23 protein-coding genes and 1 pseudogene are annotated in these 25,451 nt (G+C 68.0%); 7 read left to right on the top strand and 17 right to left on the bottom strand.

Features of this window, described 5'->3' with window-relative positions; genetic code table 11:
* Positions 1-13 precede the first annotated feature (13 nt).
* Positions 14-508 carry a hypothetical protein gene (locus tag AC07R7_RS13415; RefSeq protein WP_494635483.1) on the bottom strand — a complete coding sequence of 165 codons (495 nt, stop codon included), beginning with the start codon at positions 506-508 and terminating at the stop codon, positions 14-16.
* A gap of 106 nt (positions 509-614) precedes the next feature.
* Here AC07R7_RS13415 and pgi point away from each other — a divergent pair, with 106 nt between their 5' ends.
* Entirely contained in the window at positions 615-2,234 is a 1,620-nt protein-coding gene (gene pgi, locus AC07R7_RS13410) for a glucose-6-phosphate isomerase (RefSeq protein ID WP_494635482.1), read from the top strand.
* A 6-nt stretch (positions 2,235-2,240) separates the two neighbouring features.
* Here pgi and AC07R7_RS13405 read toward each other — a convergent pair whose 3' ends face one another.
* The 4 genes and pseudogenes from AC07R7_RS13405 to AC07R7_RS13390 form a co-directional block, all read right to left on the bottom strand.
* Positions 2,241-4,346, bottom strand: coding sequence for a TonB-dependent receptor plug domain-containing protein (locus tag AC07R7_RS13405; RefSeq protein ID WP_494635481.1), 2,106 nt, complete (start codon positions 4,344-4,346; stop codon positions 2,241-2,243).
* Between the two features lie 204 nt (positions 4,347-4,550).
* Entirely contained in the window at positions 4,551-4,835 is a 285-nt protein-coding gene (locus AC07R7_RS13400) for a hypothetical protein (RefSeq protein ID WP_492887606.1), read from the bottom strand.
* 635 nt (positions 4,836-5,470) lie between these two features.
* A pseudogene (locus tag AC07R7_RS13395) lies at positions 5,471-5,611 on the bottom strand (hypothetical protein); the annotation flags it as partial.
* Positions 5,612-5,988: 377 nt separating this feature from the next.
* Positions 5,989-7,827 (bottom strand): cold-shock protein, encoded by a 1,839-nt coding sequence (locus AC07R7_RS13390; RefSeq protein WP_494635480.1) that lies wholly within the window; start codon positions 7,825-7,827, stop codon positions 5,989-5,991.
* A 348-nt stretch (positions 7,828-8,175) separates the two neighbouring features.
* Here AC07R7_RS13390 and hisS point away from each other — a divergent pair, with 348 nt between their 5' ends.
* From hisS to hisG, 3 genes are read left to right on the top strand one after another with little or no spacing between them, the layout of a single operon-like run.
* The gene (gene hisS / locus AC07R7_RS13385; protein WP_494635479.1) at positions 8,176-9,672 is read left to right on the top strand and encodes a histidine--tRNA ligase; all 1,497 of its coding nucleotides are present in this window, start codon (positions 8,176-8,178) and stop codon (positions 9,670-9,672) included.
* A gap of 2 nt (positions 9,673-9,674) precedes the next feature.
* The gene (locus AC07R7_RS13380) at positions 9,675-10,805 is read left to right on the top strand and encodes an ATP phosphoribosyltransferase regulatory subunit (protein ID WP_494635478.1); all 1,131 of its coding nucleotides are present in this window, start codon (positions 9,675-9,677) and stop codon (positions 10,803-10,805) included.
* On the top strand, positions 10,802-11,761 hold the full coding sequence (gene hisG / locus AC07R7_RS13375; protein ID WP_494635477.1) for an ATP phosphoribosyltransferase: 960 nt from the start codon (positions 10,802-10,804) through the stop codon (positions 11,759-11,761). The genes AC07R7_RS13380 and hisG overlap by 4 nt, the downstream gene beginning before the upstream one ends.
* A 411-nt stretch (positions 11,762-12,172) precedes the next feature.
* Here hisG and AC07R7_RS13370 read toward each other — a convergent pair whose 3' ends face one another.
* Positions 12,173-12,991, bottom strand: a complete 819-nt coding sequence (locus AC07R7_RS13370) for an AraC family transcriptional regulator (protein ID WP_494635476.1) — start codon at positions 12,989-12,991, stop codon at positions 12,173-12,175.
* Positions 12,992-13,139: 148 nt separating this feature from the next.
* On the opposite strand from AC07R7_RS13370, the gene AC07R7_RS13365 reads away from it, so the two are divergent.
* Positions 13,140-13,835 carry an O-methyltransferase gene (locus tag AC07R7_RS13365; protein ID WP_494635475.1) on the top strand — a complete coding sequence of 232 codons (696 nt, stop codon included), beginning with the start codon at positions 13,140-13,142 and terminating at the stop codon, positions 13,833-13,835.
* A complete protein-coding gene (locus AC07R7_RS13360) occupies positions 13,835-14,581 on the top strand; it encodes a siderophore-interacting protein (RefSeq protein ID WP_494635474.1) in 747 nt (248 codons plus the stop codon). The genes AC07R7_RS13365 and AC07R7_RS13360 overlap by 1 nt, the downstream gene beginning before the upstream one ends.
* Before the next feature lie 120 nt (positions 14,582-14,701).
* On the opposite strand, the gene AC07R7_RS13355 is transcribed toward AC07R7_RS13360, so the two are convergent.
* Positions 14,702-15,097: a MerC domain-containing protein gene (locus tag AC07R7_RS13355; RefSeq protein ID WP_492887204.1), complete on the bottom strand. Its 396-nt coding sequence runs from the start codon at positions 15,095-15,097 to the stop codon at positions 14,702-14,704.
* A gap of 205 nt (positions 15,098-15,302) precedes the next feature.
* Between AC07R7_RS13355 and AC07R7_RS13350 the strand changes: the two genes are divergently transcribed.
* Positions 15,303-15,980 (top strand): ferritin-like domain-containing protein, encoded by a 678-nt coding sequence (locus tag AC07R7_RS13350; RefSeq protein WP_494635473.1) that lies wholly within the window; start codon positions 15,303-15,305, stop codon positions 15,978-15,980.
* Positions 15,981-16,019: 39 nt separating this feature from the next.
* Here AC07R7_RS13350 and AC07R7_RS13345 read toward each other — a convergent pair whose 3' ends face one another.
* The 10 genes from AC07R7_RS13345 to AC07R7_RS13300 all read right to left on the bottom strand — a co-directional run bounded on the left by AC07R7_RS13345 (position 16,020) and on the right by AC07R7_RS13300 (position 25,307).
* Complete coding sequence (locus AC07R7_RS13345) at positions 16,020-17,465, bottom strand: glycosyltransferase family protein (RefSeq protein WP_494635472.1); 1,446 nt, start codon at positions 17,463-17,465, stop codon at positions 16,020-16,022.
* Entirely contained in the window at positions 17,465-18,490 is a 1,026-nt protein-coding gene (locus AC07R7_RS13340) for an aromatic ring-hydroxylating oxygenase subunit alpha (protein ID WP_494635471.1), read from the bottom strand. Before AC07R7_RS13340 ends, AC07R7_RS13345 begins: the two co-directional genes overlap by 1 nt.
* Positions 18,487-19,107 carry an LbetaH domain-containing protein gene (locus tag AC07R7_RS13335; protein WP_492887200.1) on the bottom strand — a complete coding sequence of 207 codons (621 nt, stop codon included), beginning with the start codon at positions 19,105-19,107 and terminating at the stop codon, positions 18,487-18,489. The genes AC07R7_RS13340 and AC07R7_RS13335 overlap by 4 nt, the downstream gene beginning before the upstream one ends.
* Positions 19,108-19,121: 14 nt before the next feature.
* Positions 19,122-19,883 carry an SDR family NAD(P)-dependent oxidoreductase gene (locus tag AC07R7_RS13330; protein WP_494635470.1) on the bottom strand — a complete coding sequence of 254 codons (762 nt, stop codon included), beginning with the start codon at positions 19,881-19,883 and terminating at the stop codon, positions 19,122-19,124.
* Complete coding sequence (locus AC07R7_RS13325; RefSeq protein ID WP_494635469.1) at positions 19,880-20,950, bottom strand: 3-oxoacyl-ACP synthase III family protein; 1,071 nt, start codon at positions 20,948-20,950, stop codon at positions 19,880-19,882. Before AC07R7_RS13325 ends, AC07R7_RS13330 begins: the two co-directional genes overlap by 4 nt.
* A gap of 2 nt (positions 20,951-20,952) precedes the next feature.
* Positions 20,953-21,177: a phosphopantetheine-binding protein gene (locus AC07R7_RS13320; protein WP_492887197.1), complete on the bottom strand. Its 225-nt coding sequence runs from the start codon at positions 21,175-21,177 to the stop codon at positions 20,953-20,955.
* 9 nt (positions 21,178-21,186) lie between these two features.
* Positions 21,187-22,197: a 3-oxoacyl-ACP synthase III family protein gene (locus AC07R7_RS13315; RefSeq protein ID WP_494635468.1), complete on the bottom strand. Its 1,011-nt coding sequence runs from the start codon at positions 22,195-22,197 to the stop codon at positions 21,187-21,189.
* 105 nt (positions 22,198-22,302) lie between these two features.
* Positions 22,303-23,361, bottom strand: coding sequence for a DegT/DnrJ/EryC1/StrS family aminotransferase (locus tag AC07R7_RS13310; RefSeq protein ID WP_494635467.1), 1,059 nt, complete (start codon positions 23,359-23,361; stop codon positions 22,303-22,305).
* Positions 23,362-23,553: 192 nt separating this feature from the next.
* Complete coding sequence (locus AC07R7_RS13305) at positions 23,554-24,222, bottom strand: phytanoyl-CoA dioxygenase family protein (protein ID WP_492887194.1); 669 nt, start codon at positions 24,220-24,222, stop codon at positions 23,554-23,556.
* 8 nt (positions 24,223-24,230) lie between these two features.
* Positions 24,231-25,307, bottom strand: coding sequence for a helix-turn-helix domain-containing protein (locus AC07R7_RS13300; RefSeq protein WP_494635466.1), 1,077 nt, complete (start codon positions 25,305-25,307; stop codon positions 24,231-24,233).
* Positions 25,308-25,451: the final 144 nt, after the last annotated feature.

The following is a 25,451-nucleotide window of genomic DNA, read 5'->3' as shown; positions in this document are numbered from 1 at the left end:
CGAAGTTTCGGCCTTAGGCCGCCGGTTGGGGCGGCGCGGTGATCACTTCGACATTGTCGTTCAGCAGATAGGCCATGTCGCGCAGGGCCAGGTCCTGGGCCTTGATCGTCGTGGCCGCGCCGACGGCGGCGAGCTTCTCGGGCAGGTCCTGGCTGATGCCGCGCAGGATGCACTTGAGATCGTCGACCGCGCCGCGCTCCTTCAGGGTCACGTGGCCCTTCATGTCCAGCGCCGAGAGGTCGCCGATCCGGGTGGAGAACGCATCGAAGCTCTTCAGCTTCGTCGCCGCGCCGGTTGGGTCGGCCTTGGCCAGCGCCTTGCGGTAGCCTTCCGTCTCGGCCTTCAGCTGCCTGGCGCGCTTGACGATGTCGAGGAACAGCGGCTCGCCGGCGACCGATTGCGGAATGAGCGGCTGTTGCACGACGGCCGGCGCGGGGCCTGTGACCGATCCGGGATTGAACGAAGCCATCCAGAGCATGGCGGAAAAGGCGACGGCGTCACAGGACATGGGGGACTCCCGCAAAAAACGTCATTGGTCTGCCATGACGTGGCGGCAGGTGTTTGATAAGCCCGGTTTCGTAAACAGCGATTTACCAAGATTCAGAGGACTACCGATGGCCGATCTCGACGCCGCCTGGACCCGCCTGGAAACCGCCGCCAAGGCCGCGGGCGAACAGCGCATCGTCGACTTCTTCGCGGCCGAGCCTGACCGTCTGGATCTGCTGACCCTGGACGTCGCGGGCCTGCACCTGGATCTCTCGAAACAGGCCTGGGACGAGGCCGGGCTGGAGGCCGCCCTCGACCTGGCCCACGCCGCCGATGTCGAAGGCGCACGGACCCGGATGTTCGGCGGCGAGGCGATCAATTCGTCCGAGGGGCGCGCCGTGCTGCACACCGCCTTGCGGGCTCCGGCCGACTCCGACTTCAAGGCCCTGGGCCAGCCGGTGATGGCCGAGGTCGAGGCCGTCCGCCAGCGGATGAAGGCCTTCGCCGACGCCATCCGTTCGGGTGAGATCAAGGGCGCGACCGGCAAGCCGTTCAAGGCGATCCTGCATATCGGCATCGGCGGGTCGGACCTCGGCCCGCGCCTGCTGTGGGACGCCCTGCGACCCGTGAAGACCCAGATCGACCTGCGGTTCATCGCCAATGTCGACGGCGCCGAATTCGCCCTGACCACGGCCGACATGGACCCCGAGGAGACCCTGGTCATCGTCGTCTCCAAGACCTTCACGACGCAGGAGACCCTGGCCAACGCCGGGGCCGCGCGCGCCTGGCTGGCCGCCGCCCTGGGAGAGGACGGCGCCAATCAGCACCTGGCCGCCATCTCGACCGCCTTGGACAAGACCGCCGCCTTCGGCGTGCCGGACGAGCGGGTGTTCGGCTTCTGGGACTGGGTCGGCGGCCGCTATTCGCTGTGGTCGTCGGTCAGCCTGTCGGTGGCCGTCGCGGCGGGGTGGGACGCGTTCCAGGGCTTCCTGGATGGCGGCGCGGCCATGGACGCGCACTTCCGTTCCGCGCCGCTGGACAAGAACGCCCCGGTGCTGGTGGCCCTGGCTCAGATCTTCAATCGCAATGGTCTGGACCGCCGGGCCCGTTCGGTCGTGCCCTATTCGCACCGCCTGCGCCGCCTGGCGTCGTTCCTGCAGCAGCTGGAGATGGAATCGAACGGCAAGTCGGTCGGTCCCGATGGCCAGCCCGCCAAGCGCGGCACGGCCACGGTGGTGTTCGGCGACGAGGGGACCAACGTCCAGCACGCCTATTTCCAGTGCATGCACCAGGGCACGGACATCACGCCGATGGAGCTGATCGGCGTCGCCCGGTCCGACGAGGGTCCGGCCGGGATGCACGAGAAGCTGCTGTCGAACCTGCTGGCCCAGGCCGAGGCCTTCATGGTCGGTCGGACCACGGAGGATGTCGTCGCCGAGCTCACGGCCAAGGGCGTGCCGGAGGCGCAGATCGCCACCCTGGCCCCGCAGCGCACCTTCGCCGGCAACCGGCCCTCGACCCTGCTGCTGCTGGAGCGCCTGACGCCCCAGACCTTCGGCGCCCTGATCGCCCTCTATGAGCACAAGACCTTCGTCGAAGGCGTGATCTGGGGGATCAACAGCTTCGACCAGTGGGGCGTCGAGCTGGGCAAGGTGATGGCGAACCGCATCCTGCCCGAGCTGGAGAGCGGAACGACGGGCCAGCATGACCCGTCGACCACGGCCTTGATCCGGCGGCTGAAGAAGTAGCCGCCGCTAGAACGTCTTGCGCACCCGCAGGCTGACGAAGGTCCGCGGGTTGATGGCGCGGTCCTCGACATAGGCCACGGCCCGTTCCGGCGCGCGGTTGGCGAACACCGTGCGGCGGATGGTGTAGTCGTCCCAGATGTTCAGCTGGGCGCGGATCGCCAGGGTCGGGGTCGGCTTGTATTCGGTGAAGGCCTCGTAGTAGTTCGAGCCGCGCCACACGTTGGTCTGGTCGACGTCGTAGGTGCCCTGGCCCAGCAGCGGCAGCCAGTTGATCCCCCACTGGATGCGATGCCTGGGCAGGTCCTGCTGGAAGCCGATATTGGCCTGGGTCGGGCGCACCTTGGTGATCGGACGATCCTTGCCGGTCGTCGGATCCTTCACATGGGTCTCGTTCCAGTCGTTCTTGAACGTGAAGCGGCCGCCCTTGATACCCAGCTTGTCGGTCGGCGCCACGATGTTCAGCGACAGGCGGTCCAGCGTGCCGTCGCCGATATTGCCGGTGGCCGACAGGTTGTCCGGCAGCGGCAGGCGGTCGATCACGCCGATGATCTCGTCGTGGCGATAGGTGATCGAGATGACGCCCTCGCCCCAGAAGCGGCGCTCGTAGCCGATCTCGCTGATCCAGCGCTGCTCGGGCTTGAGGTCGACATTGCCGCCATAGACGGTCTCGTCCTCCAGGTCCGACGAGGCGGCGAAGTCCTCGAAGTCCAGCTGGCCCAGCTCGCGCTCGAACCGCACGCGCAGCTGGTTGTTGGCCACCGGCGTCCAGGTCGCCAGGAAGCGCGGCTTGGCGTAGAAGAAGCTCTTCTCGTTGCTGGCGTCGCCCGACTGCTTGATCGTCGACTTCTCCAGCCGCAGGCCGCCCTCCAGCGTCAGCTTGGGGTTCACGCGCCAGGTGGCCTTGGTGAAGGCCTCGCCGCGCAGCTCCTCGACCTTGACCGAGGCCGAGGGCAAGGGAACGCCCACGCCGCCGACCGAATAGGCCTGCTTCACGTCCAGCATGTTGTAGGCGACTTCGGCCCCGGCCTCGATCGTGATGGCCTTGGAGAAGTCGTGGCGCAGCAGGCCGCGCAGGATCGACTCGGAGTCGTCGCCGTCGGCGGTGAAGCGCTGCTGCGGGCTGGCCGCGCCGTTCAGGGTCTCGTCGCTGGTCGAGGCGTTGTCGAAATTCTCGAACGAGTACATCGCCCGCGTCTCCAGGGCCCACTTCGGCGCCAGGGGGCGGGTGTAGGTCAGGCCCAGCTCGGTGGTGTGGCTCTCCTCGGCATAGTCGCTGCGGCGCAGGGCGACGGGCGAGCTCAGCTGCTGCCACTGCTGCCAGTCGTTGACGCCGAAGCGCGCCGTGGCTTCCAGCTTGCCGCCCTTGAACGGGGTCGACAGGTTGCCGCGAACGCCGCGCCCGCCGCCATAGCCGTCGTTCAGGTATTTCTCGTCGCGGATCAGCTTGCCGGTCCCATCGTGGCGAACGTTCGTCCCCGGACCGTTGCTGTCGCTGCTGCTCATGCTGTCGCTGAGCGTCACGCTCCAGGTCTTGTCGCCATTGGTGGCGGTGAACTGGTAGGTGCCGCCGTAGAGGTCCTGGCCGCCGTCGAACAGCATGGCGTTCCAGGTCAGGATCGACTGCCGGCTGACGCCCTTCTTCAGGATCACGTTCACGATCACCGAATAGCCCTGCATGTCGACGCCCGGGGCGCCGCCGCGGATCAGCTCGATGCGCTCGACCCGGTTGGCCGGGATGCGGCCCAGCACGTTGGAGCTGGTGTCGTTCTTCGACGCCGGACGGTCGCCGTTGATCAGGACGTTGCCGACCGCGCCCTCGAAGCCGCGCGTCCCGGCGCCGTCGTTGATGATGAAGCCCGGCACCCGGTTGACCATGTCCTGGGCGGTGTTCGGACGCTGGGCGGCGAAGAACTCCGGCTGGAACACCAGCACCCCGCGCTGGGCCGCGTCATCCAGCGGGGCCTTGTCGGTCGGGCCAGTCGGCACGGGGGCCAGGGCCGCCTCCTGGCCGGCGGGAATCGGAGCGGCCGGCGCCTTGTCGGCGTCGCCGGCGTGAGCCGCGCTGGCGATGCACAGCATGGCCGCGGTGGCCATCAGCATGGTCTTGGTCATCAACGTTCCCCTCGGTACGGGAAGCTGTGACGGCGTAGGGTCTTCATCTCAAGTTACAAGACCGAAAGGTGCGTTACTTCGCGGTTATATTACAGGGCGTTCATCTTTCTATACCGGCGGCTCATGTGGATAAATCTGGCCGCGGCCCGCGCTCGACTTAAGAAATCATTTACAGGACCGGGGCGGATCGAGACTGAACAGCGATTACTTGGCGCGTTGGCGCGCCTCGGTCGCCAGGCGATCCAGCACCGGCGTGCGGCTGGGGGCCAGCAGCTCGGCCCGGCCCTCGGCGAAGATCCGCCGGTTCTCGGCGCAGGTCGCCCGCATGATCGCCAGCTCCGCCGGCGGGACCTTGTCGGCCAGCGCTTCGGCCTCGCGCTCGGCCTGGGCCGTGATCCGCTCCAGGTCGTCATAGAAGTCGAGCAGCGTCCGGGTGCGCGAGACGACGTGACGGGGGCGCTTGCGACGCGGGGGCTTGGACTTGGGCATGCGGTTCTCCTGTCTCTTGCTGCTCCGCCCCTTGCGGGGGCGGACGACCGCGCGGCGGTCAGGTGGGGGGCAAGGGGGATCGGCTTCACGCGGCGCGGCCGCTGAAGGCGTGTGGGGAGGCGACGGAGCGGCCGGGCGAACCCGGAGACCGTAGGGTTTGTTTTTGTTTCGGCTCGCTGACCGCTCCGCCAGGCTGTTCTTGCCCGTGAGGTCGGGAGGCGTGAGCGTTGTCTGCTCGGGTCCCCGTTTACCCCCGGACGGGCGCGGACCAAGTCGATCGGCTACATCCGTCTCGACCCCGACGATCCACGATAGGCGGCTTATACGATCACCGCCCTGTCGCTCCGCTGATGGCTTTGGCCCCGGAGACCGCCCGTTCGCCAGCCGATCCGCCTAAAGAGTACGGACGGGGCGACCTTCGAGCCTCCAGGAACCGCCAGCGGCCCCGCTCAACCTACCCCCGCCGCCGTATTGGGCCGGATCCAAACGCCCTCCCCCGCGACGGGGACAGCTCTGAGTATCGCGGCGGATTCAACGCGGATCATTCAGCGGCGCGTAAAAGTGAGAAGTCGTTGATTTCGCAGGGTTCGGTTCCGCGAACGCCGGGGATACAGCGCGCTCAATCCCCACCCCTTGTCATCCCGGAAGCCTCGTAGAGGCTGTCCGGGACCCAGGGGCCGGCGCGATGCGGTTGCCCCTGGGTCCCGGCCCTCCGCTTCGCTGCGGCCGGGATGACAAGAATTGTTGAGTAAAGAGGGAGAGAGGGTTTCCGTCAGGCGCCCCTCGCCGCCATCCGACCCCCGAGGTCGGAGCCATCCTTACATCTCACGGCGAGACGATCGCAGGGCTGTAGGGGTTGCTCAAGGACGACGCTCCGCGTCGCCGCGCGCGGCCGCCGGAGGCGGTCCTTGACCAACCCCTACAGCCCTGCACGCTGCAGCCTCCAAGAGATGAAAGGCTCGCCCCGACCAAGGTCGGCTGGCGACGGACGCGGAAAGCCGCCGGAAGTCTCCGCGCTCCTCCCCCTCTTGGGGGAGGGGGACCGGCGAACGCCGGTGGAGGGGGGCAGTGCCCCGCAGCGCGCCCCCCCTACCCCCAATTCCAGCCCCGCGATCGTCTCGCCGTGAGATGCGGGGAGGGGTAAAGATTTTACCTAACGTTCGCGCTGGATCGTTTCTGCTCGAGCTCGGCCGTATTTTACCTTTACTTCGTAAGAAACTTTATCACCAATGCGAAGCCTGCTGTGGTCAAACTTTATTTGATCGTACTTAAAGTAATACTCGGACTGATGTGCTCCGCCCCGGATAAATCCGAAGCCACCGCTCGTGTTCAGCCTTATTATGCTGCCGATTTCCCGGGAAGACCTTTCACGCTTAATTCTAATTGGTCGACCTACGTTCAAGGCTTTGGTGAGGCCATAGAATATCTCGTAGTCGACATGTGATCGAACCTTGGGTGAGAGGTTCGATGGCGTTCTCTCTCTGAAGCACCACCGAATAAAAGGCTCGCTCCGCTCTTCATCTTCATCAGATTCAATGTAACAGATGACGTTTTGCTCATATAGAAATTGCAAAAAGACATCTGCGGAATCGAAGAATTGCGGAAGCTGCTTTCCATCTGCCTCGCAACTTGAGACGAAAGATCCCAAAGCTTCCACAAATTGCTTGTATGAGAATTTGCGCTTCCCGTTCAGGTGGGAAAAAAACTGCAAGAATAGATCGAATTCTTCTTGAGAATAGTAAAATAGTAACTGGTCTCTGATTTCTCCAAGAAGATAGTCGGCGTGCGAATCTCTGAAGGACGGGTCGCTGAAATCGGTGGCGGTGACGTATTTAACTTCGCCGCGTCGCGAGAGTATATCCTTCATAGTGCTGATCATTGCGCTAATGTCGCGCGGACGATAGTAACTGAATCTTAAAAATGCCAAAAATGAATTTGTCTGAGATTCTCCATTTACTTCAGATGATTTCACGTTTTCGGCGTAAAAAGGGAAGTAATGGTCCCACGCGGCACCTGCTGCGGGCGGCTCGCTTTGTTGTGCCGCTAAAAGCCTATCGGCAACGCGGAAAAGCGATGATGTACGGTAGTCCTTATAGGTGGTGGCCCAGTTTAGAAAAACGGCATTGTCGCGAATTTTTGTATTAAGGTTATGAAGTCCCGTACGGAGGAAAATATCAGGTCGAACTAATAGGACGACGCGAATACGTCCTTTAGAGTCTCTGATATTCGCAAGAAAATCGTTGTTGAGAGTCCAAACGGCCTCTATCAGGCCTTGAACGCACTCAAAATAGTCGTTGTAGGCAATGTCTGACGGGCGAACGTCTATGCCATCTATAAAGATGATGTGATCATCATCTATCTTTGCCGCTTCCAGCGCATTTTCAAATGAATGTCTTATGCTCAATAAGTTCGTCTGAAAGGTGGTGCTCGAGTCCTTTTTTTCTGACTTTACATTTGATTTGGCCCCTGCCTCGTTTCCCAGGTGCTTGGCGATCAATGACGTAGAGATTTCTGAAGATTCAACAAAATTAATGATCTTCACAATCTCTGGCGCGAAGGCGTGATTGTAAAACTCATCGATCGCCTTTTTCAGGCCATTCAATTTTGTAAATCGTTTTAGGAAATCGGGCGTGCCGGAGCTGTGAAGTATGCTTGTGGCTGACAGGATTAGGAGTAGGGTGCGCCAAACCTCGGAATACTGACTTAGTGGCAGGTGTCCAAGTCTCTTTAGTTCAAGAAATTTCTGGTATTCGGTTTGTCGCACGTCATATGTAAAAGCGTGCTTCCTTTTGTAAAAATTATTCCTGAGGTATGTTGAATATGCAGTCTTGCCGGTGCCCTTTTCTCCAATAAGGAAGTAGACGTTGTGATCTAGGATTTTTTCAAGAAACTCGTCTCTCACAAAATACTTTGACAAAAGTTCCTTATTCTCACGCTTCCTGTAGTTCTCGGCGTTTGCAAATCCGACGTTGAGCTTCGTGAAGGGGAGCATTTTCTTTTCTTGCCGATAGCGGTGGAAATATCTCTACGCCTTCAATGCTCACTTTCGCATGAAGGCGGCTAGGCTATCAGCTGATGGTTGAGAGGGCGAGTATTTTGGCGCTTTTGGTGTCAGATCAATCACCGTGCCCCCCTTCCCCCGCCGCCCCTCATCCGCTACACCCCCGCCCGATGACCCGCCTGCCGCACCACCACGGCTGCCACCACCATCCGAACTCGCCTCGCGGGATCGGCCGGGTCCGCGCGCTCTAAGCCGAGCGACCCAGCCAGAGCCCCGCCTAGCGGATGGGGCTTGGCTAAAGCGCCATCCGTCGAAGCCTTGAAGATCTAAGGACCGACGATGACCGACGACTCTGTGAACACCCCGCAAGACTTCCGCCCCGAAGCCCGCGCGCCACGCGGCTTCGCCGACAAGCGCGCCCGCGACCTGCGGGCCGAGCGGGCGATCCTGGAGGCGGTGTCGGCGGTCTATGAGCGCTACGGCTTCGAGGCCCTGGACACCGGGGCGTTCGAATATGCCGACGCCCTGGGCAAGTTCCTGCCCGACAGCGACCGGCCCAACGAGGGCGTGTTCGCGCTGCAGGACGACGACGACCAGTGGATGGCGCTGCGCTACGACCTGACCGCGCCGCTGGCCCGGTTCGCGGCGCAGAACTGGGAGACCCTGCCCAAGCCGTTCCGCCGCTACGCCTTCGGGCCGGTGTGGCGCAACGAGAAGCCGGGGCCGGGGCGCTTCCGCCAGTTCATCCAGTGCGACGCCGACACGGTGGGCTCGGCCCGTCCGGAGGCCGACGCCGAGATCATCGCCATGGCGGTCGAGGGGCTGGAGGCGGCCGGCCTGCCGCGCGGGGCGGCGGTGCTGAAGATCAACAATCGCAAGCTCCTGAACGGCCTGCTGACCTCGGCGGGGGCGGAAAGCGCCGGCCAGAAGCTGGCCGTGCTGCGCGCGGTCGACAAGCTGGATCGTCTTGGCGTGGACGGGGTCCGGCTGCTGCTGGGCGAGGGGCGCCTGGACGAGAGCGGCGACTTCACCAAGGGCGCGGGGCTGAAGGGCAAGGCGATCGACTCGGTGCTGGACTTCGTGTCGGCCGGGGTCTCTGGAGCCACCGGGGGCCGTTCGGCGACCCTGGACAATATCGCCAAGGTGATCGGCGGCTCGGCCGAGGGCGACGAGGGCTTGGCTGAGCTGTCGCGGATCGACGCGGCCCTGACCAGCCTCGGCATCGCCGACGACCAGGCCTTCATCGATCCGTCGATCGTCCGGGGGCTGGAATACTACACCGGCGCGGTGTTCGAGGCCGAGCTGCTGCTGCAGACCACGGACGAGAAGGGGAACAAGGTCTCGTTCGGCTCGATCGGCGGCGGCGGGCGCTATGACGACCTGGTGGCGCGGTTCACCGGCGCGGTGACCCCGGCGACGGGCTTCTCGTTCGGCGTCACCCGCCTGGCGGCGGCGCTGCGGGCGGCCGGACGCGAGCCGGGCGGCGCGGCGCGCGGGCCGGTGGTGGTGATCGCGTTCGACCAGGCGCACATGGGCGAGTACTTCTCCGTGGTCGGACAATTGCGGGCGGCGGGCATCGCCGCCGAGGTCTATCTGGGGACCTCGGGCATGAAGCCGCAGATGAAATACGCCGACCGCCGGGGCGCGCCGGCCGTGGTGATGCTGGGCGGGGACGAGATCGCCGCCGGCACGGTGACGATCAAGGACCTCGACGCCGGCCGCCAGGCCGCCCAGGGCCTGGCCGACAACGCCGCCTGGAAGGCCGAGCGTCCGGGCCAGCAGACCATCCCGCGCGACCAGCTGGTCGCGGCGGTTCAGAAGATCATCGAGGGCTAGTCATGAGGCTCGAGCGTTCCATTCCGGCGGAGGCGCTCGACGCCATCCGCGCTCCGCTGCTGGCCGCCGGCGCGGCCCTGACCGACGCCCCGGTGCTGCAGCCCCTGGGCCTGCTGCTGGACCTGACCGGCGAGGCCATGCGCTCGCGGCTGTTCGTCGTCTCCGGCGACGGCGGCGAGGAGGCCTGCCTGCGCCCGGACTTCACGGTCGCCGTGGCCCGCCAGCACTTCGAGAACGGAGGGCAACCGGCGCGTCGTCGCTACGAGGGCAAGGCCTTCCGCGTCGCCCCGCGCGGTTCGGACCGGGCCGAGGAGTTCCTGCAACTGGGCGTCGAGGCGTTCGAGGCGGGCGACCCCGTGGCCGCCGACGCCGAGATCGCCGCCTTGGCCTGGGCGTCTTCCGCCGCTGGCGGACGATCGGACCTGTCGATGATCCTCGGCGACGTGTCGCTGTTCGCCGCCTTCGCCGACAGCCTGGACCTGGCCCCGCCCCTGGCCGCCCGGCTCAAGCGCGCCTTCGCCAAGCCGCGCCAGCTGAAGGCCGAGCTGGACGGCGACTCGTCGGCCTTCTCCAGCGAGCAGTCGCGCATCGCCGCGCTGCTGGCCGGCCTGCCCGAGACCGAGGCCTCGGCCGTGCTGCAGGAGCTGTGGTCCCTGGCCGGGATCGAGCCTGTCGGCGGCCGCCGCCCGGCCGAGATCGCCCACCGCCTGGTCGAGCGCGCCGAGGCCGCCAAGGCCGGTCGTCTGGACGCGGCGCAGGCCGACAAGGTCCGCGCCTTCCTGGCCGTCTCGGATCGTCCGGACGCGGCGCTGGACATCATCGCGTCCCTGGCGGGACCCAATGACGGGCGCTTGAAGGCCGCCATCGCCGGCTGGCGCGCGCGCCTCGCCGGCATGGCCGCGCGCGGCGTCCCGCTGGAACGCGCCACCCTCGCCGCCGCCTTCGGCCGGGCCTTCGGCTATTACGACGGCTACCTGTTCGAGGTGCATTCGGCCGCTCTTGGCGCCGAGCGGCCGCTGGCCGCTGGCGGCCGCTATGACGGACTCCCGGCTAAGCTGGGCGTCTCCACCAACACCGGCGCGGTGGGCTGCATGGTCCGTCCGGCGCGCGCCTATGCGGGAGGCGGCGAATGACAGCTGCACCGATGATCTTCGCCATCCCTTCGAAAGGCCGCCTGAAGGACCAGGTCGAGGCCTGGCTGGCCGACTGCGGCTTCCGGCTGGAGATGACCGGCGGCGCGCGCGGCTATTCGGCCGAGCTGGCCGGCCTGCCCGGCGTCTCGGTGCGGCTCCTGTCGGCGGGCGACATCGCCGCCGGCCTCGACAGCGGCGACCTGCACCTGGGCGTCACCGGCGAGGACCTGCTGCGCGAGCGCGGCGACGACATGGACAGCCGGGTCATGCTGCTGCGCGCCCTGGGCTTCGGCCGCGCCGACCTCGTCGTGACCGCGCCCAAGAGCTGGCTGGACGTCGACACCATGGCCGATGTCGACGAGGTCGGGCACCTGCATCTGGCCAAGACCGGCCGCCGCCTGCGCGTGGCGACCAAGTACGTCACCCAGACCCGCGCCTTCTTCGCCCGCCACGGCGTCGCCGACTACCGCATCGTCGAGAGCAGCGGCGCCACCGAGGGGGCGCCGGCCGCCGGCGCGGCCGAGCTGGTGGTCGACATCACCACCACCGGCGCGACCCTGGCCGCCAACGGCCTGAAGATCCTGTCGGACGGGGTGATCCTCAAGAGCCAGGCCCAGCTGACCGCCTCGCTGATCGCGGCGTGGTCGCCGTCGCAGCTGGACAGCCTGAAGAGGCTGCTGGCCGTGGTCGAGGCCAAGGGCCGGGCCGGCAAGCTGGCCGCGCTGGTCTGGCCGGCCGAGCAGGACGCGGCGGGGCAGGCGGCCGTGGCCGACTTTGTCGCCAAGGGCGGTTCGCGCCGGGCCAACGGCGCCCTGCTGGCGACCGGCGACCTGTTCGACGCCGCCGCCGCCCTGGCCGCCGCCGGGGTGGAGCCCGTCACCGTGTCGCGTCCGGACTATGTGTTCGAGTCGCGCTCGGCCGTGCTGGATCGCTTCACCATCGCGCTCGGCCACTAAGTTTTGACGATATCGTCAAAATATAACATCGATTCACAAGGTAAAATCGACTTTCCAGTCCAAACTACGGCGCTCGCGTCAAAAATTCGGCCAAACCTTTGCGAAAAAGGGATTTGCCGCGTTGACACCGTCATGAATTTGACGTTTCTAGACGATGCAAGGACGAAACGAGCCCAACAGAGAGCTCCCGTTCTTCGGCGTTTCGGGGAGGAAACGCCCGCCTAGATCGAATGATCGAGAAAATAGCCAGCCCGTCGCGATTATCCCCCGCGGCGGGTTTGGTGTATCTGGGCCTTGGCTAGTCTTTTGACGAAAGAGTCAAAATTCATTCAGGGGCCTGAAAGCGCTTCCAGATGCTCCGGCGCGCGGGACGCGCTCTCGCCCTGACCCGGCGGCCCAGCCTTGGACGGATCAACCGCGCGCCGGATGCCGTTCGGCCATGTAGCGGCCCGGCGACGCGCCAAGCGCCTTTCGGAACATGGTCACGAAGCTGGGCGTGCTCTCATAGCCGAGGTCGGCGGCCACCGCCTGGATCGAAGCCCCCTCGGCCAGCCACTTCACGGCCAGTACGATGCCGAGCTGTTGGCGCCAGCGGCCAAAGCTCATGCCGGTTTCCCGGGCGATCAGGCGCATCAAGGTTCGGCCGCTCAGGCCGGCGCGCCTGGCCCAGCTGTCCAGGGTTCCGCGCGCGGCCGGCGCGGCCATCATCTCGTCGACGATCTTGCGCAGGCGAGGGTCGGCCGGCATCGGCAGGTGAAGGTCCTCGACCTTGGCCACGGCCAGCTCGTCGAGCAGCACGGCCACCAGCCGCGAATTGGCGCCGCCTTCCTCGTACAGGTAGGGCAGGTGCGCCGCGCGGGTCAGCAGTTCGCGCAACAAGGGCGTCACCGACACGGCCCGGCACGCCTCGGGCAGGCCCGCGCCGACGTCCGGATCGATGAAGGCGTTGTAGCCGACGAGCGCGCCGCTGGCCTTGACGGCGTGCAGCGCCCCGCCGGGGATCCAGATGGCGCTGCGCGGCGGCACGATCCACAGGCCGCCCTCGACCTCGCAGCTGAGCGCGCCCTGCTGCACGAGGATGATCTGTCCCTTCCGGTGACGATGATGGTCGATCTCGACCCCGCCAACGCCTTCCATCGCCGCGCCAAGGGCCACGATGGGACGCGGCACGTCGTCAGGCTCGATCCAGTCATCTTCCGCGTCCACGTCCGCGATGTTCAGGATCGGCATGTCGCGCGTCCGGAGCGAATATCGCCGATGGCGAGATTGGATAACATTCTGTCCATCCTTCGGAATGACGCCAGTCTCGCTCCCGGCTATCCGATCAGCCAGGAGAAGTCGAGATCGGGTCGGCTTCGCGGATCGCAAGGGAATCATCGTGACCACACTGGCCAGCGAACGGGTCGCCAAGCTGTTGACCCAGCTGCATGGGGACGCCGAGGCTTCCGACCGCGAGCATGTCGAAGCCATGATGACGACCCTCGGGGCGCCGGGCGCCTCGATGGAGGAATTGATCGCCGGCCTGCTGGCCGAAGAGCGCTCCGACTACCGGGCGGTCTATCACCGCTATGCCGGCAACTATCTGGCGGTCACCCCAACCTATGGGCGGTTCCTCTACGCGATGGCGCGCGCCTGCAAGGCGACCCGCATCGTCGAGTTCGGCACCTCGATGGGGATTTCGACGATCTATCTGGCCGCCGCCCTGCGCGACAACGGCGGCGGACGCCTGGTCGGGTCTGAATTCGAGCCCGGCAAGGTGGCGCGCGCCCGCGCCAACCTCGAAGCGGCGGGCCTTGGCGATCTGGTCGAGATCCGCGAAGGCGATGCGCGCGAGACGCTGAAGGACGCCGGCGGCGAGGTCGATCTGCTGCTGGTGGACGGCGCGTTCTCGCTCTACCTGCCGGTGCTCAAGCTGGTCGAGCCTTACCTGCGACCCGGCGCCGTCGTCCTGGGCGAGAACGCCTTCGACCCGGACTATCTCGCCTATATCCGCGACCCCGCCAACGGCTACCTCTCCCAGACCCTGCCGATCGACGAGGGGCGCGGCAACGAGTTCGCCGTGAGGGTGGGCTGATGGCCAAGTTCGTCTTGTCCCTGCGCCCGAAGCCCAAGCCGCCCGGGCGGCTGAGCCAGGCGCTGACCCGCCTTTTGATGAAGCGCGCGACCGTCGCCGCCATAGAGCCGCTGGCCCCTCGCTTCCGGCTGATCACGCTGGAGGGGCCGGCCTTGGCTGGCGTGAATTGGACGCCAGGGCAAAAGATCCAGATCGCCATGGGCTCGGCGTTCGTGGCGCGAACCTATACCCCGATAGCCTGGGACGGCGCCGAGGGGCGCGCCCGGATCCTCGGCTACGCGCACGGCGACGGGCCAGGAAGCGGCTGGCTTGAAGCGCTCGAACCCGGCGTCGAATGCGACATCTTCGGTCCGCGCCCCTCGCTGGATGTCGCGGGCCTGACGGGACCGGTCGCCGTTTTCGGCGACGAAACCTCGATGGGCCTGGCCCACGCGCTGGCCGCGCGGGACAGCGCCCGGACCCTCGCGTGCGTCTTCGAGGTCGGCGACGTCGATCACGCCAGGGCGGTCACGATGCGCCTGGGTCTGTCCGACGCGGCGCTGTTCAAAAGGACCCCTGATGACGCGCATCTCGAGGCGATGGCGGCCGCGCTCGCGTCAAGGGTCGCCGCTGGCGCGTCTTTCGTTCTGACCGGAAGGGCGGGCGCGATCCAAAAGCTTCGCCAGGGCCTGAAGCTGGAGGGAGTCTCGCCGGGGCGTATCGTCACCAAGGCCTATTGGGCGCCCGGCAAGACCGGTCTGGATTGACGCCGATCCCGTCAGGATCGGTGGAGATCCCGGCTCGAACCCCGAAGGATCCAAGGCCGGCTCTGGCGTTTTCAGGTCAAGTCAACCCTCTGAACGTCGCCCGGCGCTGGCCTCGCGATCCTATTCGCAGGCCGCGCAGCGCGCGTCGTTGTGCCGGCGGCGCCAGTTGGCCAGGTGCGCGCCGGCCAGCAGCAAGCCGCCCAGCACGGTCAGCGCGCGCTCGTCGGCGGCGGCCGGAAACTCCAGGGCGCCGGCGATCATCAGGGCCAGGCCCAGGATCGCCACCGTCGCCAGGCGCCAGGAGCGCGGCCGACGCGTGGACAGGTCGACGAACGACAGCGCCGCGACCGGGGCGGCGACCAGCACGAAGGCCACGTGCACCCACTCGGCCCGCGCCCACAGGCCCAGCACCGGCAGCAGCAGGGCCAGCGCCGGCAAGGCCAGGCAGTGGACGAGGCACAGGGCCGACAGCCCGACGGCGGAGGCGTCGAGCGCCCTGGCGAGGGTGGGGGTCATGAAGGCGCTCCTGATCTACGCGTCGCGGGACATTCAGACGCGGCCTCCGCCGACACCCGGTCCCGCCCGATGGCTCCTATCTAGTAGTGATATAATATAACACAAGGCCGAGCGGCCCGACGGAACGGGCGCGCCGACAGACCGTTGTGGTGAAGGTTCGCGGCGCATCGGCGCCAACCGGAACCGGTTGACTGGGGTTGAGCCCATGGCTGGCGCGTTCAGGGGCCGCTATCTCGATCTTCTGTGCTCGATCTACATCTACAACGAGCACCGCGGTTACACGGCGATCGACCGCATGCTGTGGGCGGTCCGTTCGAGCTGGCCGGACGATCACAGGCTGATCGATCTGATCGAGAAGCACCGCGCCGACGAGCGCAAGCACTACATGATGTTCCGGCGCTGGTTCGAACGGCGGGGCGTCATGCCGCTGAACGTGGATCGCGCCTGCGGCCACATCGACAGCTTCGTCGAGATCATGTTCAGATCGCCGATCGACGCGCTGGACCCCGCGCTGATCGGCCGCGAGGATCTGTTCGAACGCCTCTGCCGGATCATCTCCCTCACCGAGAAGCGAGGCTACCGGCAGGTCGAGGTGCTGCTTCGCAACCCCTGGGTCCTCGGGGATGGGTCCCTGACCAAGATCTTCCGTGTGATCGAACAGGACGAACCCAGCCACTGGGCGCCCTATGACGGCTGGCTCGCGGACCATGGCCGACGCCAGGCGAACACCTACGAGCGCGCGGTCGACGGGTTCATCCACGGCGAGTTGCTGGCCGTGAAACTGCCGCTGCTGTTCCTGTCGCCGCGCCTGGCCCGCCGGACGACCTGGCCGGACGCGCATGACGGTGATGCGCTGTCCGGGCCGGCGCTCGCGGCGGCCTGAGCCGGAACGGGCCGCTGGTCCCGACCCTCGTCCGAACCCTCAGTCCTCGTTGACCACCGAGGTCAGGGTGCGGCCCTGGCGGGCCTCGAAGCGCTCATGGGCCAGGTCGATCATGGCCTTCAGCGCGCTGAGGAAGTGGGTCTGGTCAGTCATCAGCCGACAGCGTTCCTGCTGCGGGCCGCGCCAGGCGTCCAGGGTCGCGGGCGTGTCGATCAGCGTCGCCAGGCGGGCGAAATAGTCGTCGGGATCCTTGGCGCGATGCTCGGGCGGGGCCATGGAGGCGACGTCGCCGTCCTTGGTGGTCAGCAGCACCGCGCCCGCCGTCAGGGCGATCATGGCGCTGTTGCCGCCGCCCTGGCGGAACGGGTTGGCGAACACGTCGACCGTGGTCATCAGCCGGGCCAGTTCCAGGTCCTGGTAGATGTAGCGGAACTGATCGCCCAGAATCGCCTGGCAGGCGTCCAGCAGATTGTCGGGCAGGCCGCCGACCACCAGCCAGATGCAGTTGGGACGGTCGCGGAGGATCTTCTCCATCCCGGTGACGAAGGTCTCGTCCAGATCGACCGCCAGGCGGTTGCCGACCGTGGCGATGACGAAGGCGTCCTGCGGCAGGTGGACCTCGGCGCGGGAGCGCGGGGCGGGCGGACCTTCGTCGTAGAACGGCCCCGACAGGCTCTGGACGTAGTTGCGGATGTAGCTGGCCGGCGCGCCGCGGCGCTTCCAGATCGGCGCCATGTGCTGGGGCTCGTGGAAGTACCAGAAGACGTCGGCGTACTGGGGCGGCGGCTCGTCGCCGCAGGTGAACATCACCGTCGGGCCCAGGCGGCTGGCGATGGTGATCTGCGGGGCCATGATCGGCTCGCACCAGAAGTGATAGGTGCAAGGCCCCTTGCGGATCGCGTCGACCAGGTAGTTGGGGTTCTCCTGGGTGGAGATCAGATTGAGGCCCCGCTCGGGCGGGACGTCGCCCAGGCGCTCGTCGATATAGGCCTGCAGATTGTTCTTGATCTCGCCGCCATGGTGCAGGTCGATCCGCTCGACCGTCGGGTCCATGGCCAGGGCGGCGACATAGTCGATCGCCCCGCGCGACGGCGAGTGAAACGGACCGGCCAGGTCGCCGACGAAGACCACGTGGGCGCGCCGAGCGGCGCTGAGCGGAATGTCGCGTGGCGGCAGGATCAGGGCGTCCGCGCCGTTCAGGTGCAGGCGCCGCGCCAGGGCCGCGACCCGGGCCGCGTGGCCATCGCCCAGATGCGGGCCGCGCCACCAGGCGATCGAGCCGAGGTCGGAGATCACCTGCAGGATGTAGTCGGCCGGGTATTTGCCGCTTTCCAGCAGGCTGATCACTCTCTCGGCGAAGGTATAGTCGTTGACGCCGTCCAGGGCGTCTTCGCCCAGCATGAAGTCCCAACGCTCGGCGATGATCTGGATCGAGGGCAGGTACCGCTCTTGGGCGCCTTCCTGAAGGAAATCGAACAGAGCCATCAGAGCAGGTCCTCTTGTTGGGTCATCGCCGTCAGGATCGCGTGCAGGCGCGCGACGCGGGCCTCGCCGGGCGAAAACACCCGGTCGGCGGAGGTTAGGTCGTAGTGGGGGCTGACGCGGGCGCAGATCGCGTGATCCTCGTCGAAGATCTGGCGGTTGACCCGGGCGCTGGAGTCGAGGAACGCCGCGACGGCGGTCTCGTAGCCGGGCTTGATCTTGCCGGCCAGCAGGCGGCTGCAGAAGTGCGACCGGCGCGGCGTGGCCGACGGCAGAAAGGTCTGCAGCGAATAGGAATAGCCGAAGGTCGAGGAGACCATGGCGAACGGGAAGACATAGATCGTCCAATAGCCCGGATAGGCGCCATCGACGTCGAAGAAGCGGTTCAGGGTCTTGAGGCCGCGCAGCGTGCGGCTGTCGGTGACGTGGCCCGTATAGGTGACGTTGAGGCCGTCATGGACGGTAGCCTCCTCCTTCAGCCCCAGCTGCGCCAGGGTGTGGGGGTGGACGGCGTTGACGTGGTCGGTCTCCAGGGCGTTCTCGACGGCCACCCGCCAGTCGGCCTGGAACGCGAAGGCGTTGAAGTCGCGTCGGCCGGCGATGTGGCCGGAGACCCGCGCCAGCGGCGCGAAGGCGCTGGCCAGCTGGGCTTCCAGGGTCTGCGTAGGCGCGATCCCGACAAAGAGAAAGTCGCCGCACCAGGCGGTCTGGAAGCGGCGCAGGCTCACCTTGTCCAGGGCGCCGGGCGGGAAGGTCTTGGCCAAAGGCACGCGCACCTGGCCGCCGCGATAGCTCCAGCCGTGATAGGGGCAGACGGCGCGGCCGACGCCGTGGTCCTCGACGAAGAACCGCCCGCCGCGATGCGGGCAGACATTGTCGAAGGCGACGATCTGGCCTTCGTCATTGTGCAGCACGAGGTCGCCCAGGGCCCAGTCCAGGCGCAGGAAGGCGCCCGGCTCGGCCAGCTCGCTCCGGTGGGCGACGAGGTGCCAGAAGCCGTTCAGAAGGGTGGTGTCGAGGGGGTTCAAAGCCGCCTCGCCGGCGCCGCGTAGAGGGTCACCCCGTCCTCGCAGCCGCGCACCACGACCGCGCCCGCGCCGACCGTGCAGTCGGCGCCGATCGACAGGCGCGGCAGCACCCGCGCGCCCGAGCCGAAGAACGAGCGCGGGCCGACCGTGACGCCGCCGGTCAGGTCGACATAGCCGCTGAGGGTGACGAAGTCGCCGAGGCTGGCGTCGTGGCCCAGGCCCGAATGGGCGTTGATGGTGACGAGGTCGCCGGCCCGGCTGTCGGCCGAGACATCCGCGAACGGACCCACGACCACGCCGCGTCCGAGCCTGGCCGAGGCCGAGACCCAGGCGCGCGGATGCAGCAGGGTGGCGAAGGCGTCGGGGCCGCCCAGCCGTCCGGCCAGGGCGACCTTGCCGGCCGGACCGGCGACCGCCATCACCAGGCGCTGGTTGGGGGCGAGCGTATAGGCCCTGGTGTCGCCCAGCTGCGGCAGGTCGCGGCCGAAGGCGGCCATGGGCCGGTCGCCGTCGTCCAGATAGCCGACGAAGCGGTCGCCCTCGGGCAGGCCGGGGGCGAACCAGTCGTGGATCTCGCGGGCGAAGGCGCCGCCGCCGACCAGCACATAGTCCGTCATTGCGCGTCTTCCCCTCAGCTGGCCAGGTAGCCGCCGTCGACGGCCCACACCGCGCCGGTCACCCAGCGGGCGGCGGGCGACAGCAGGAACACGGCGGCGCCCGCGACGTCGTCGGGTTGGCCGAAGCCGAGCGGGTGCTGGGCCTCATAGGCGCTCATGCCGGCGTCGGAGAGGCCCCGGGCCAGGCGCGCGTGCATCTCGGTTTCGACCCCGCCGGCGGCGATGGCGTTGACGCGGATCTCTTTCGGGGCGAGCTCGCAGGCCAGGGACCGGGTCAGGCCCTCGATCGCGGCCTTGGCGGCGGAATAGGCCATCATGCCGGCGCGACCGCGGTGGGCGGCGGCCGAGGACATCAGCACGATCGACGCGCCGGCCTTCATCACATTGGCCTTGCCGGCCGCGCGGCCCAGGCCCAGGGCGCCGTGCACCGCCGCCCCGAACACGCCGTCGATCTGCTTGGCCTTGGTCAGGCGGGCCGGCAGGACCAGCTCGCTGCCCGCCGAGTGGAACATGCCGTCGAGGCCGCCGGCCTCCGTGGCGATGGCCGAGATGCGATCGGCGACGGCGTCGGCCTCGTTCAGCTCGGCGGCGAAGGCGGTGTGGCCCTCACCGGGCAGGGCCTCGAGGGTGGCGGCCAGACGCGCTTCGTCGCGACCGGTGACGATCACCCGGCCGCCGCACCGGGCGATCAGGGCGGCCGTGGCCCGACCCAGGCCCGAGGAGGCGCCCGTGACCAGGATGGAGCGATCCTTCAGCGCGTCAGCCGAGAAGGTCATGCGGAGATCACCTCGGCGCAGGCCAGCGGCCCGAACTCGGCCAGGACCGCGCCCCACGACAGCCCGACCCCGAAGCCGACCAGCATCAGCGTCTCCGCCCCCGTGGTCAGGCGTTGGGCCATGTCGTCGGCCAGCAGCAGCGGAATGGTCGCCGAACTGGTGTTGCCATAGCGGTCGATGTTGATCGGCAGGCGGTCGGTGTCCGTGGCGCCGATCTTCTTGCCGATGTGGCGCAGCATGAAGCGGTTGGCCTGGTGCAGCAGATAGGCGTCGACGCTGTCGCCGGTCATGCCCGCGTCGGCCAGGGTGTCGGCCACCAGCTTGGGCACTTCGCGCAGGGTGAAGGTGAAGACCTCGCCGCCGTCCATGTGCAGGCGGGTCGGATCGAGGGTGAAGGCGCGATCGGGATCGACGGGGCGGAAGCCGCCTTGCGGCACCATCAGCGCGCCAGCCCCCGAGCCGTCGGAGCCCAGGCGGAAGCGCATCACCGGCGCGGCGGGATCGTGCTCGATGGCCGAGGCCGAACCCGCGTCGCCGAACAGGACGGCCGTGCCGCGATCGTTGGGATCGACCAGGCGGCTCATGGTCTCGCCCGCCAGCAACAGGACGCGCCGGCAGCCGGACTGGATCAGGCTGGCCGCCAGCCACAGCCCGTAGACATAGCCCGAGCAGCCCAGATTGACGTCGAAGGCCTGGCAGTCGGCGGCCAGGCCCAGGCGTCCGTGCAGCAGGCAGGCGCTGGCCGGCAGCGGATGGTCCGGGGTCTGGGTGACGAAGATCACGGCGTCGACGCTGTCGGGGTCCCAGTCCAGCTTCTGGAGCAGATGCCGGGCGGCCGCGAAGCAGAGGTCGGCGGTGGTCTGGTCCGGGGCGGACCAGTGGCGGGTTTCGACCCCGATCATCTTGACGACGTCGGCCACGGCCTGGTCGCCCAGAGTCTCGGCGATCACGGCGTTGGGCACTGGCGCGCCGGGTGCGGCGCAGACCACGCCGCGCAGGGCGACGCCGGACAGGGCGTAGCCGCCCCGACGCGGACGCTCACCGGCGGCGGACGTGGCCGTGGTCATGATCAGGCCGCCTGAGCCCGCGGGATCAGGGCGACGATGTCGGCCACCGTCACGCATTCGGCCAGGGCCGCGCCGTCCAGCAGCTCGCCACGGATCTCGTCGACCAGGGCGATGGTCGAGACGATGGCCAGCGAGTCCCAGTTGTGGTTGGCCAGGACGGTGTCGGCGTTCACCTCGGCGGTGTCGGTCTCGAAGATCTCGGCCAGGCCGGCGTACAGTTCTTGCATAAGAGGCTCCTAGAGAAGGGCCTGGGCGGCGGCCCAGGAATAGCCGACGCCGAAGCCGACCAGCAGGACGCGGCGCGGACGCCCGTCCCTGACCAGCGGTTCCAGCGCCATGGGAATGGTGGATGAGACGGTGTTGCCCCAGTCGCGCAGGGCCACCACGAAGCGGTCCTCGGGCACGGCCAGCTTGCGGCGCAGGCGGTCGAGGATGAAGGCGCTGGCCTGGTGCAGCACGACGGCGTCGTAGTCGTCCAGCGTGGCGCCGGCGCGGGCCAGAAGCTTGTCGATCGCCGCCGGGACCGCGCCCAGGGTGAAGGTCATGATCGCCGCGCCGTTCATGTAGAGGTGATCGGCCGAGCGCAGATTGCCCGAGGCGTCCTCGGTGACGACGGCCGTCTCCGCCGTGCGCGGCTGGCGGAACCCTCCGGCCGGGACGATCAGGTTCTCGGCCCCCGATCCGTCCGTGCCGAACACGAAGGGACCCAGGGCCGGCGTATCGGCCTCGATAGCCTCGATCAGGGTCGCGGCCGCGCCGTCGCCGAACAGGCTGCGCACGCCGCGGTCCATCGGATGGATCAGCTTGGAATAGGTGTCGGCGGTCAGCAGCAGCACGCGCCGCGCCTGGCCGCTGGCGATCAGGGCCTGGGCCATCGACAGGCCGTAGACGAAGCCCGAACAGCCGAGGTTGAAATCCAGCGCGCCGATGTCCGTCCGCAGCCCCAGCCGCCGCTGCAGGATGCAGGCCGAGGTCGGCAGGATGTGATCCGGCGCCTGGGTGCAGAACAGCAGGTAGTCGATGTCGCCGGGCGCGACGCGGCCCTGGGCGAACAGCGCCTCGGCGGCGGCCTGCGCCAGGTCGACGGCGGTCTCGTCGGGGGCGGCGATATGGCGGGTCTGGACGCCGGTCTTGTCGAGGATCTTGTCGGCCGGCCAGCTGGGATACAGCGCGGCCAGGTCGTCGTTGCTCAGCACCCGCTCGGGCAGGTGGCTGGCGATCGCGACGATTTTTCCGCTGGTGCCCACCTGACTCGGACGCTCCTCAACCGACGGCTGAGACTAGGGTTCCAAGTTCTAAAGACCGGTTAACCATAAGGCCGCGCGGATGCGGCGCGGCGTCGCAGCGCGGGCTCAGGCCAGGGCTTGCGCGAGGCTGAGACCGACGCGGTTGACCTGGTCCAGCGTCATGTCGGCGAAATAGGGCAGGCCCAGGGTCGCCGACGCCAGGCGGGCGGTGACGGGCAGCGGATCGGCCGGGCAGGACGCGAAGGCCCGGCTGGTGTGACAGCCCGCGCCCCACCAGCGGCGGGTGTCGACGCCCTGCGCGCGCAGCGCCGCCTCGACGGTGTCGGCGGAACCGGCCGGCAGCTCGACCACGCAGGTGCTGGACACCCACTCCGGGCCCCAGCCGGGCTGGAAGACGACCGACGGCGTGTGCAGCAGGGCCATGCGCAGGCGCTGGGCCGTGGCGGCGTAGGCCGTGCGGGTCGAGGTCCATTGGTCCAGGGCGGCCAGACCGACCGCGCAGGTATATTCGCTGAGCTTGGCGTTGTTGGCTGGGAACCGTGCCTCGCGGTCGCCCATGAAGCCAAAGCTGGTCAGGCCCCGGAAGCGGGCGATGAAGGCTGGGTCTTCGGAAGCGATGAAGCCGCCTTCGCCGACGCCCAGCGACTTGGTGGCGTGCAGGCTGACCATGGTTGGGACCGGGGCGGCGCCGACGCTGTCGAACGAGGCGGCCGCGTCGATGACCACCGGCAGGCCGGTGTCCTCCCGCAACCTGACCCAGGGCGCGGGGTCCAGCGGTCGGCCGAACGACGCCACCGGGATCACCGCCGAGACGGGGCCGGGCGCGTGCGCCAGGCGCTCGCGGACATGGTCGGCGTCCAGCACGCCGGTGACGGGATCGACGTCGACGAACCAGGGCACGAGACCCGCCTGGATCGCGGCATGGGCCGTGGCGACGAAGGTCCAGGCCGGCATGAGGCACAGGCCGCCCGGCTTGGCGTTCAGCGCCAGCAGGGCCAGGGTCAGGGCCTGGGTGCCGTTGGCGGCGGTGCAGGCCAGGGTCGGACGCGTGAACCGCGCCGCCAGGCGGGCTTCCAGCTCGATCAGCAGCGGGCCGAAATTGGAATACCAGCGCTTGGCGTCGATCCGCTGAAGATACGGCAGGATCGCCTCGGCCGACGGCATGAACGGCCGCGCCACCGGGACGGGGGCGTCCTGCGGTGACGGGCCCAAAGCCTCAACGGCCGAGAGGAGAGCGGACGAATGAACCAAAGCGGATCGCTCAAGGTTGCCGGAAGGTTCGAGTAAGCGCCACGATGGTTAATCGAGGGTTGCGGGCGGGGTCTCCGGGGTGCGACCGACTGACGCCCCCGGCCGCTACGGAACGAACACCTCGGCGGTGTCCATCCGCACGGTGCGCAGGGCGCGGGTGGCCGCGTCGACCGCCCGGTCGGCCTCCGGACGGAAGCTCAGCAGCAGGGAGCGCCGCCGCGCGCCGACGCGGTTTCGGGTGGCTCCGTGCGGCAGGTCGGCGTCGAACACCAAGATGTCCCCCGCCTCGCCGGCCAGGGTCCGCGCCAGGGACTCATCCAGCGCGCCGTGGTCGAGCGGGCGCGGGACCACGCGGGTCGCGCCGTTGTCCGGACCATAGGCGTCCAGGAAGATCAGGGCGGCGACGCAGCGCTTGCCCAGGCCGTCGCGGTGCAGGGGCTGGTGGCCGGCGCCGGGCAGGGGCTCGCGGCCCTCGACCTGGCTGAAATAGAAGGGACCGCCCACCAGCCGCCCGGCCGCCGCCAGCAGGGCCGGCGCGCGGCACGTCCGCCGCACCAGGGGATCGAGATCGACCAGGGCGTGGCGCCAGCCCGGCCCCTTGGGCGCGCCCCACTGGTCCGGGGTTCCGACGCCGGCGTCGAACGCGTCGCGCAGGCCCTGGCGCCAGGCCTCGGGCACGGCGCCGCGCAGCAGCAGATAGCCGTCGCGATCGAGGGCGGCCGCCTGCTCCGTCGCCAGCGGCTCGACCTGGGTGGGCGACAGGGGGGCGGTCATCGGCGCCTTTAAAGTCCCCGCAGCCAGGACAGCAGCTTGTCGATCTCGGACTGGCCGGCGACCTCGACCGGGCGGCGGCCGTCCTGGCCGAAGCTGCGGGCCTCGCCCGGGCGCATGTCGAAGCGGGCGCGGAAGGCGCGGCTGAAATGGGCCTCGGACTGGAAGCCGTGGGCATAGGCGATCTCGGCCAGCGAGGCCGCGGGGGGCGCATGCTGGGCGATGGCGCTGAAGGCGCGGTCGAGGCGACGTTGCTGGATGTAGCCCGCGACGCCGTGCTTGCCGTCGAACAGGCGGTAGAGCGTCCGGCGCGAGACGCCCAGATGCGCGCCGATGGCGGTCGGGGTCAGGTCGCGGCTGTCCAGTTGGGCGTCGATATAGCGGCGGGCGATGGCGAACAGCCGGCCCTCGACGGGACCGTGCTGGGCTGGATCCAGGCCGGTCCGGCCGCCGATCAGGCCGGCGGCCAGGGCGCAAGCCGCGTCGGCGGCGGCCGCCGCCTCGTTCGGGGTCAGTTCGGGCGCGGCCCGGGCCAGACCCTCCAGGTGGGCGACCAGCAGCCGGGTAATGGCGGCGCCGTCGGGAAAGACCAGGCCGTGAGCGTCGCGGCCGCCCGTCGCCGCGTCCAGCCGCTCGCGGGCCAGGCTCAGCTCGATCATCTCGCCGTCGCTCTCGGTCACGCTGAAGGGCCGGCCCATGTCCAGCATGCGGATCGCGCCGGGGCCGCCGCCGATCTCGCGTCCGTCGCAATCGACCTGGAATGTCCCGGACAGCTGCAGGATCACCTGCACGGAGTCGACCCCGTCCAGCCGGGCCAGGGCGCGCGTGCGGGTCAGGATGCGGGCCGACGATCGGCGGCGGGCGACCACGGCCGGGCCCAGGTGATAGCCCCGCAGATGATCATGAAAGACCATGTCGTCGGGCAGCGCCACGTCGAGCAGCGGCGCCATGCCGGACCGGTAGCGCTCCGCCCCCTGATGACCCGACAGCATCCACTCCACGCGTGGCGCGGAGGTCTCGGACGGCGCGTCGGTCTCGTGGCGCGCGGCGGGTCCGGGACACGGCGTTGGAAGTGAAGATATCGCCATGGTTGTCTTGAATATATCACGCAACCGGCAGATTGGCACGCTGGTGCAAGATTAGTGGCACGTTCAGTCAAAGACGCCAATGTGTTTTCGCGGCCAAAATGGCGATGGCTGGGCAAAAGTCTCAGACGTGCTTTGACTATGGCA

Source organism: Caulobacter sp. GW821-FHT05F04, assembly GCF_059419665.1.
This window is presented reverse-complemented; position numbering and strand designations above follow the sequence as displayed.

What these genes read in the sequence shown, in the direction of transcription:
- AC07R7_RS13300 (WP_494635466.1), bottom strand. Translation starts at nt 25,307, where the DNA reads ATGGCGATATCTTCACTTCCAACGCCGTGTCCCGGACCCGCCGCGCGC.
- AC07R7_RS13380 (WP_494635478.1), top strand. Translation starts at nt 9,675, where the DNA reads ATGAGGCTCGAGCGTTCCATTCCGGCGGAGGCGCTCGACGCCATCCGC.
- pgi (WP_494635482.1), top strand. Translation starts at nt 615, where the DNA reads ATGGCCGATCTCGACGCCGCCTGGACCCGCCTGGAAACCGCCGCCAAG.
- AC07R7_RS13360 (WP_494635474.1), top strand. Translation starts at nt 13,835, where the DNA reads ATGGCCAAGTTCGTCTTGTCCCTGCGCCCGAAGCCCAAGCCGCCCGGG.
- AC07R7_RS13320 (WP_492887197.1), bottom strand. Translation starts at nt 21,177, where the DNA reads ATGCAAGAACTGTACGCCGGCCTGGCCGAGATCTTCGAGACCGACACC.
- AC07R7_RS13330 (WP_494635470.1), bottom strand. Translation starts at nt 19,883, where the DNA reads ATGACCTTCTCGGCTGACGCGCTGAAGGATCGCTCCATCCTGGTCACG.
- AC07R7_RS13405 (WP_494635481.1), bottom strand. Translation starts at nt 4,346, where the DNA reads ATGACCAAGACCATGCTGATGGCCACCGCGGCCATGCTGTGCATCGCC.
- AC07R7_RS13310 (WP_494635467.1), bottom strand. Translation starts at nt 23,361, where the DNA reads ATGCCGTCGGCCGAGGCGATCCTGCCGTATCTTCAGCGGATCGACGCC.
- AC07R7_RS13415 (WP_494635483.1), bottom strand. Translation starts at nt 508, where the DNA reads ATGTCCTGTGACGCCGTCGCCTTTTCCGCCATGCTCTGGATGGCTTCG.
- AC07R7_RS13350 (WP_494635473.1), top strand. Translation starts at nt 15,303, where the DNA reads ATGGCTGGCGCGTTCAGGGGCCGCTATCTCGATCTTCTGTGCTCGATC.
- AC07R7_RS13305 (WP_492887194.1), bottom strand. Translation starts at nt 24,222, where the DNA reads ATGACCGCCCCCCTGTCGCCCACCCAGGTCGAGCCGCTGGCGACGGAG.
- AC07R7_RS13325 (WP_494635469.1), bottom strand. Translation starts at nt 20,950, where the DNA reads ATGACCACGGCCACGTCCGCCGCCGGTGAGCGTCCGCGTCGGGGCGGC.
- AC07R7_RS13370 (WP_494635476.1), bottom strand. Translation starts at nt 12,991, where the DNA reads ATGCCGATCCTGAACATCGCGGACGTGGACGCGGAAGATGACTGGATC.
- hisS (WP_494635479.1), top strand. Translation starts at nt 8,176, where the DNA reads ATGACCGACGACTCTGTGAACACCCCGCAAGACTTCCGCCCCGAAGCC.
- AC07R7_RS13400 (WP_492887606.1), bottom strand. Translation starts at nt 4,835, where the DNA reads ATGCCCAAGTCCAAGCCCCCGCGTCGCAAGCGCCCCCGTCACGTCGTC.
- AC07R7_RS13390 (WP_494635480.1), bottom strand. Translation starts at nt 7,827, where the DNA reads ATGCTCCCCTTCACGAAGCTCAACGTCGGATTTGCAAACGCCGAGAAC.
- AC07R7_RS13355 (WP_492887204.1), bottom strand. Translation starts at nt 15,097, where the DNA reads ATGACCCCCACCCTCGCCAGGGCGCTCGACGCCTCCGCCGTCGGGCTG.
- AC07R7_RS13335 (WP_492887200.1), bottom strand. Translation starts at nt 19,107, where the DNA reads ATGACGGACTATGTGCTGGTCGGCGGCGGCGCCTTCGCCCGCGAGATC.
- AC07R7_RS13345 (WP_494635472.1), bottom strand. Translation starts at nt 17,465, where the DNA reads ATGGCTCTGTTCGATTTCCTTCAGGAAGGCGCCCAAGAGCGGTACCTG.
- hisG (WP_494635477.1), top strand. Translation starts at nt 10,802, where the DNA reads ATGACAGCTGCACCGATGATCTTCGCCATCCCTTCGAAAGGCCGCCTG.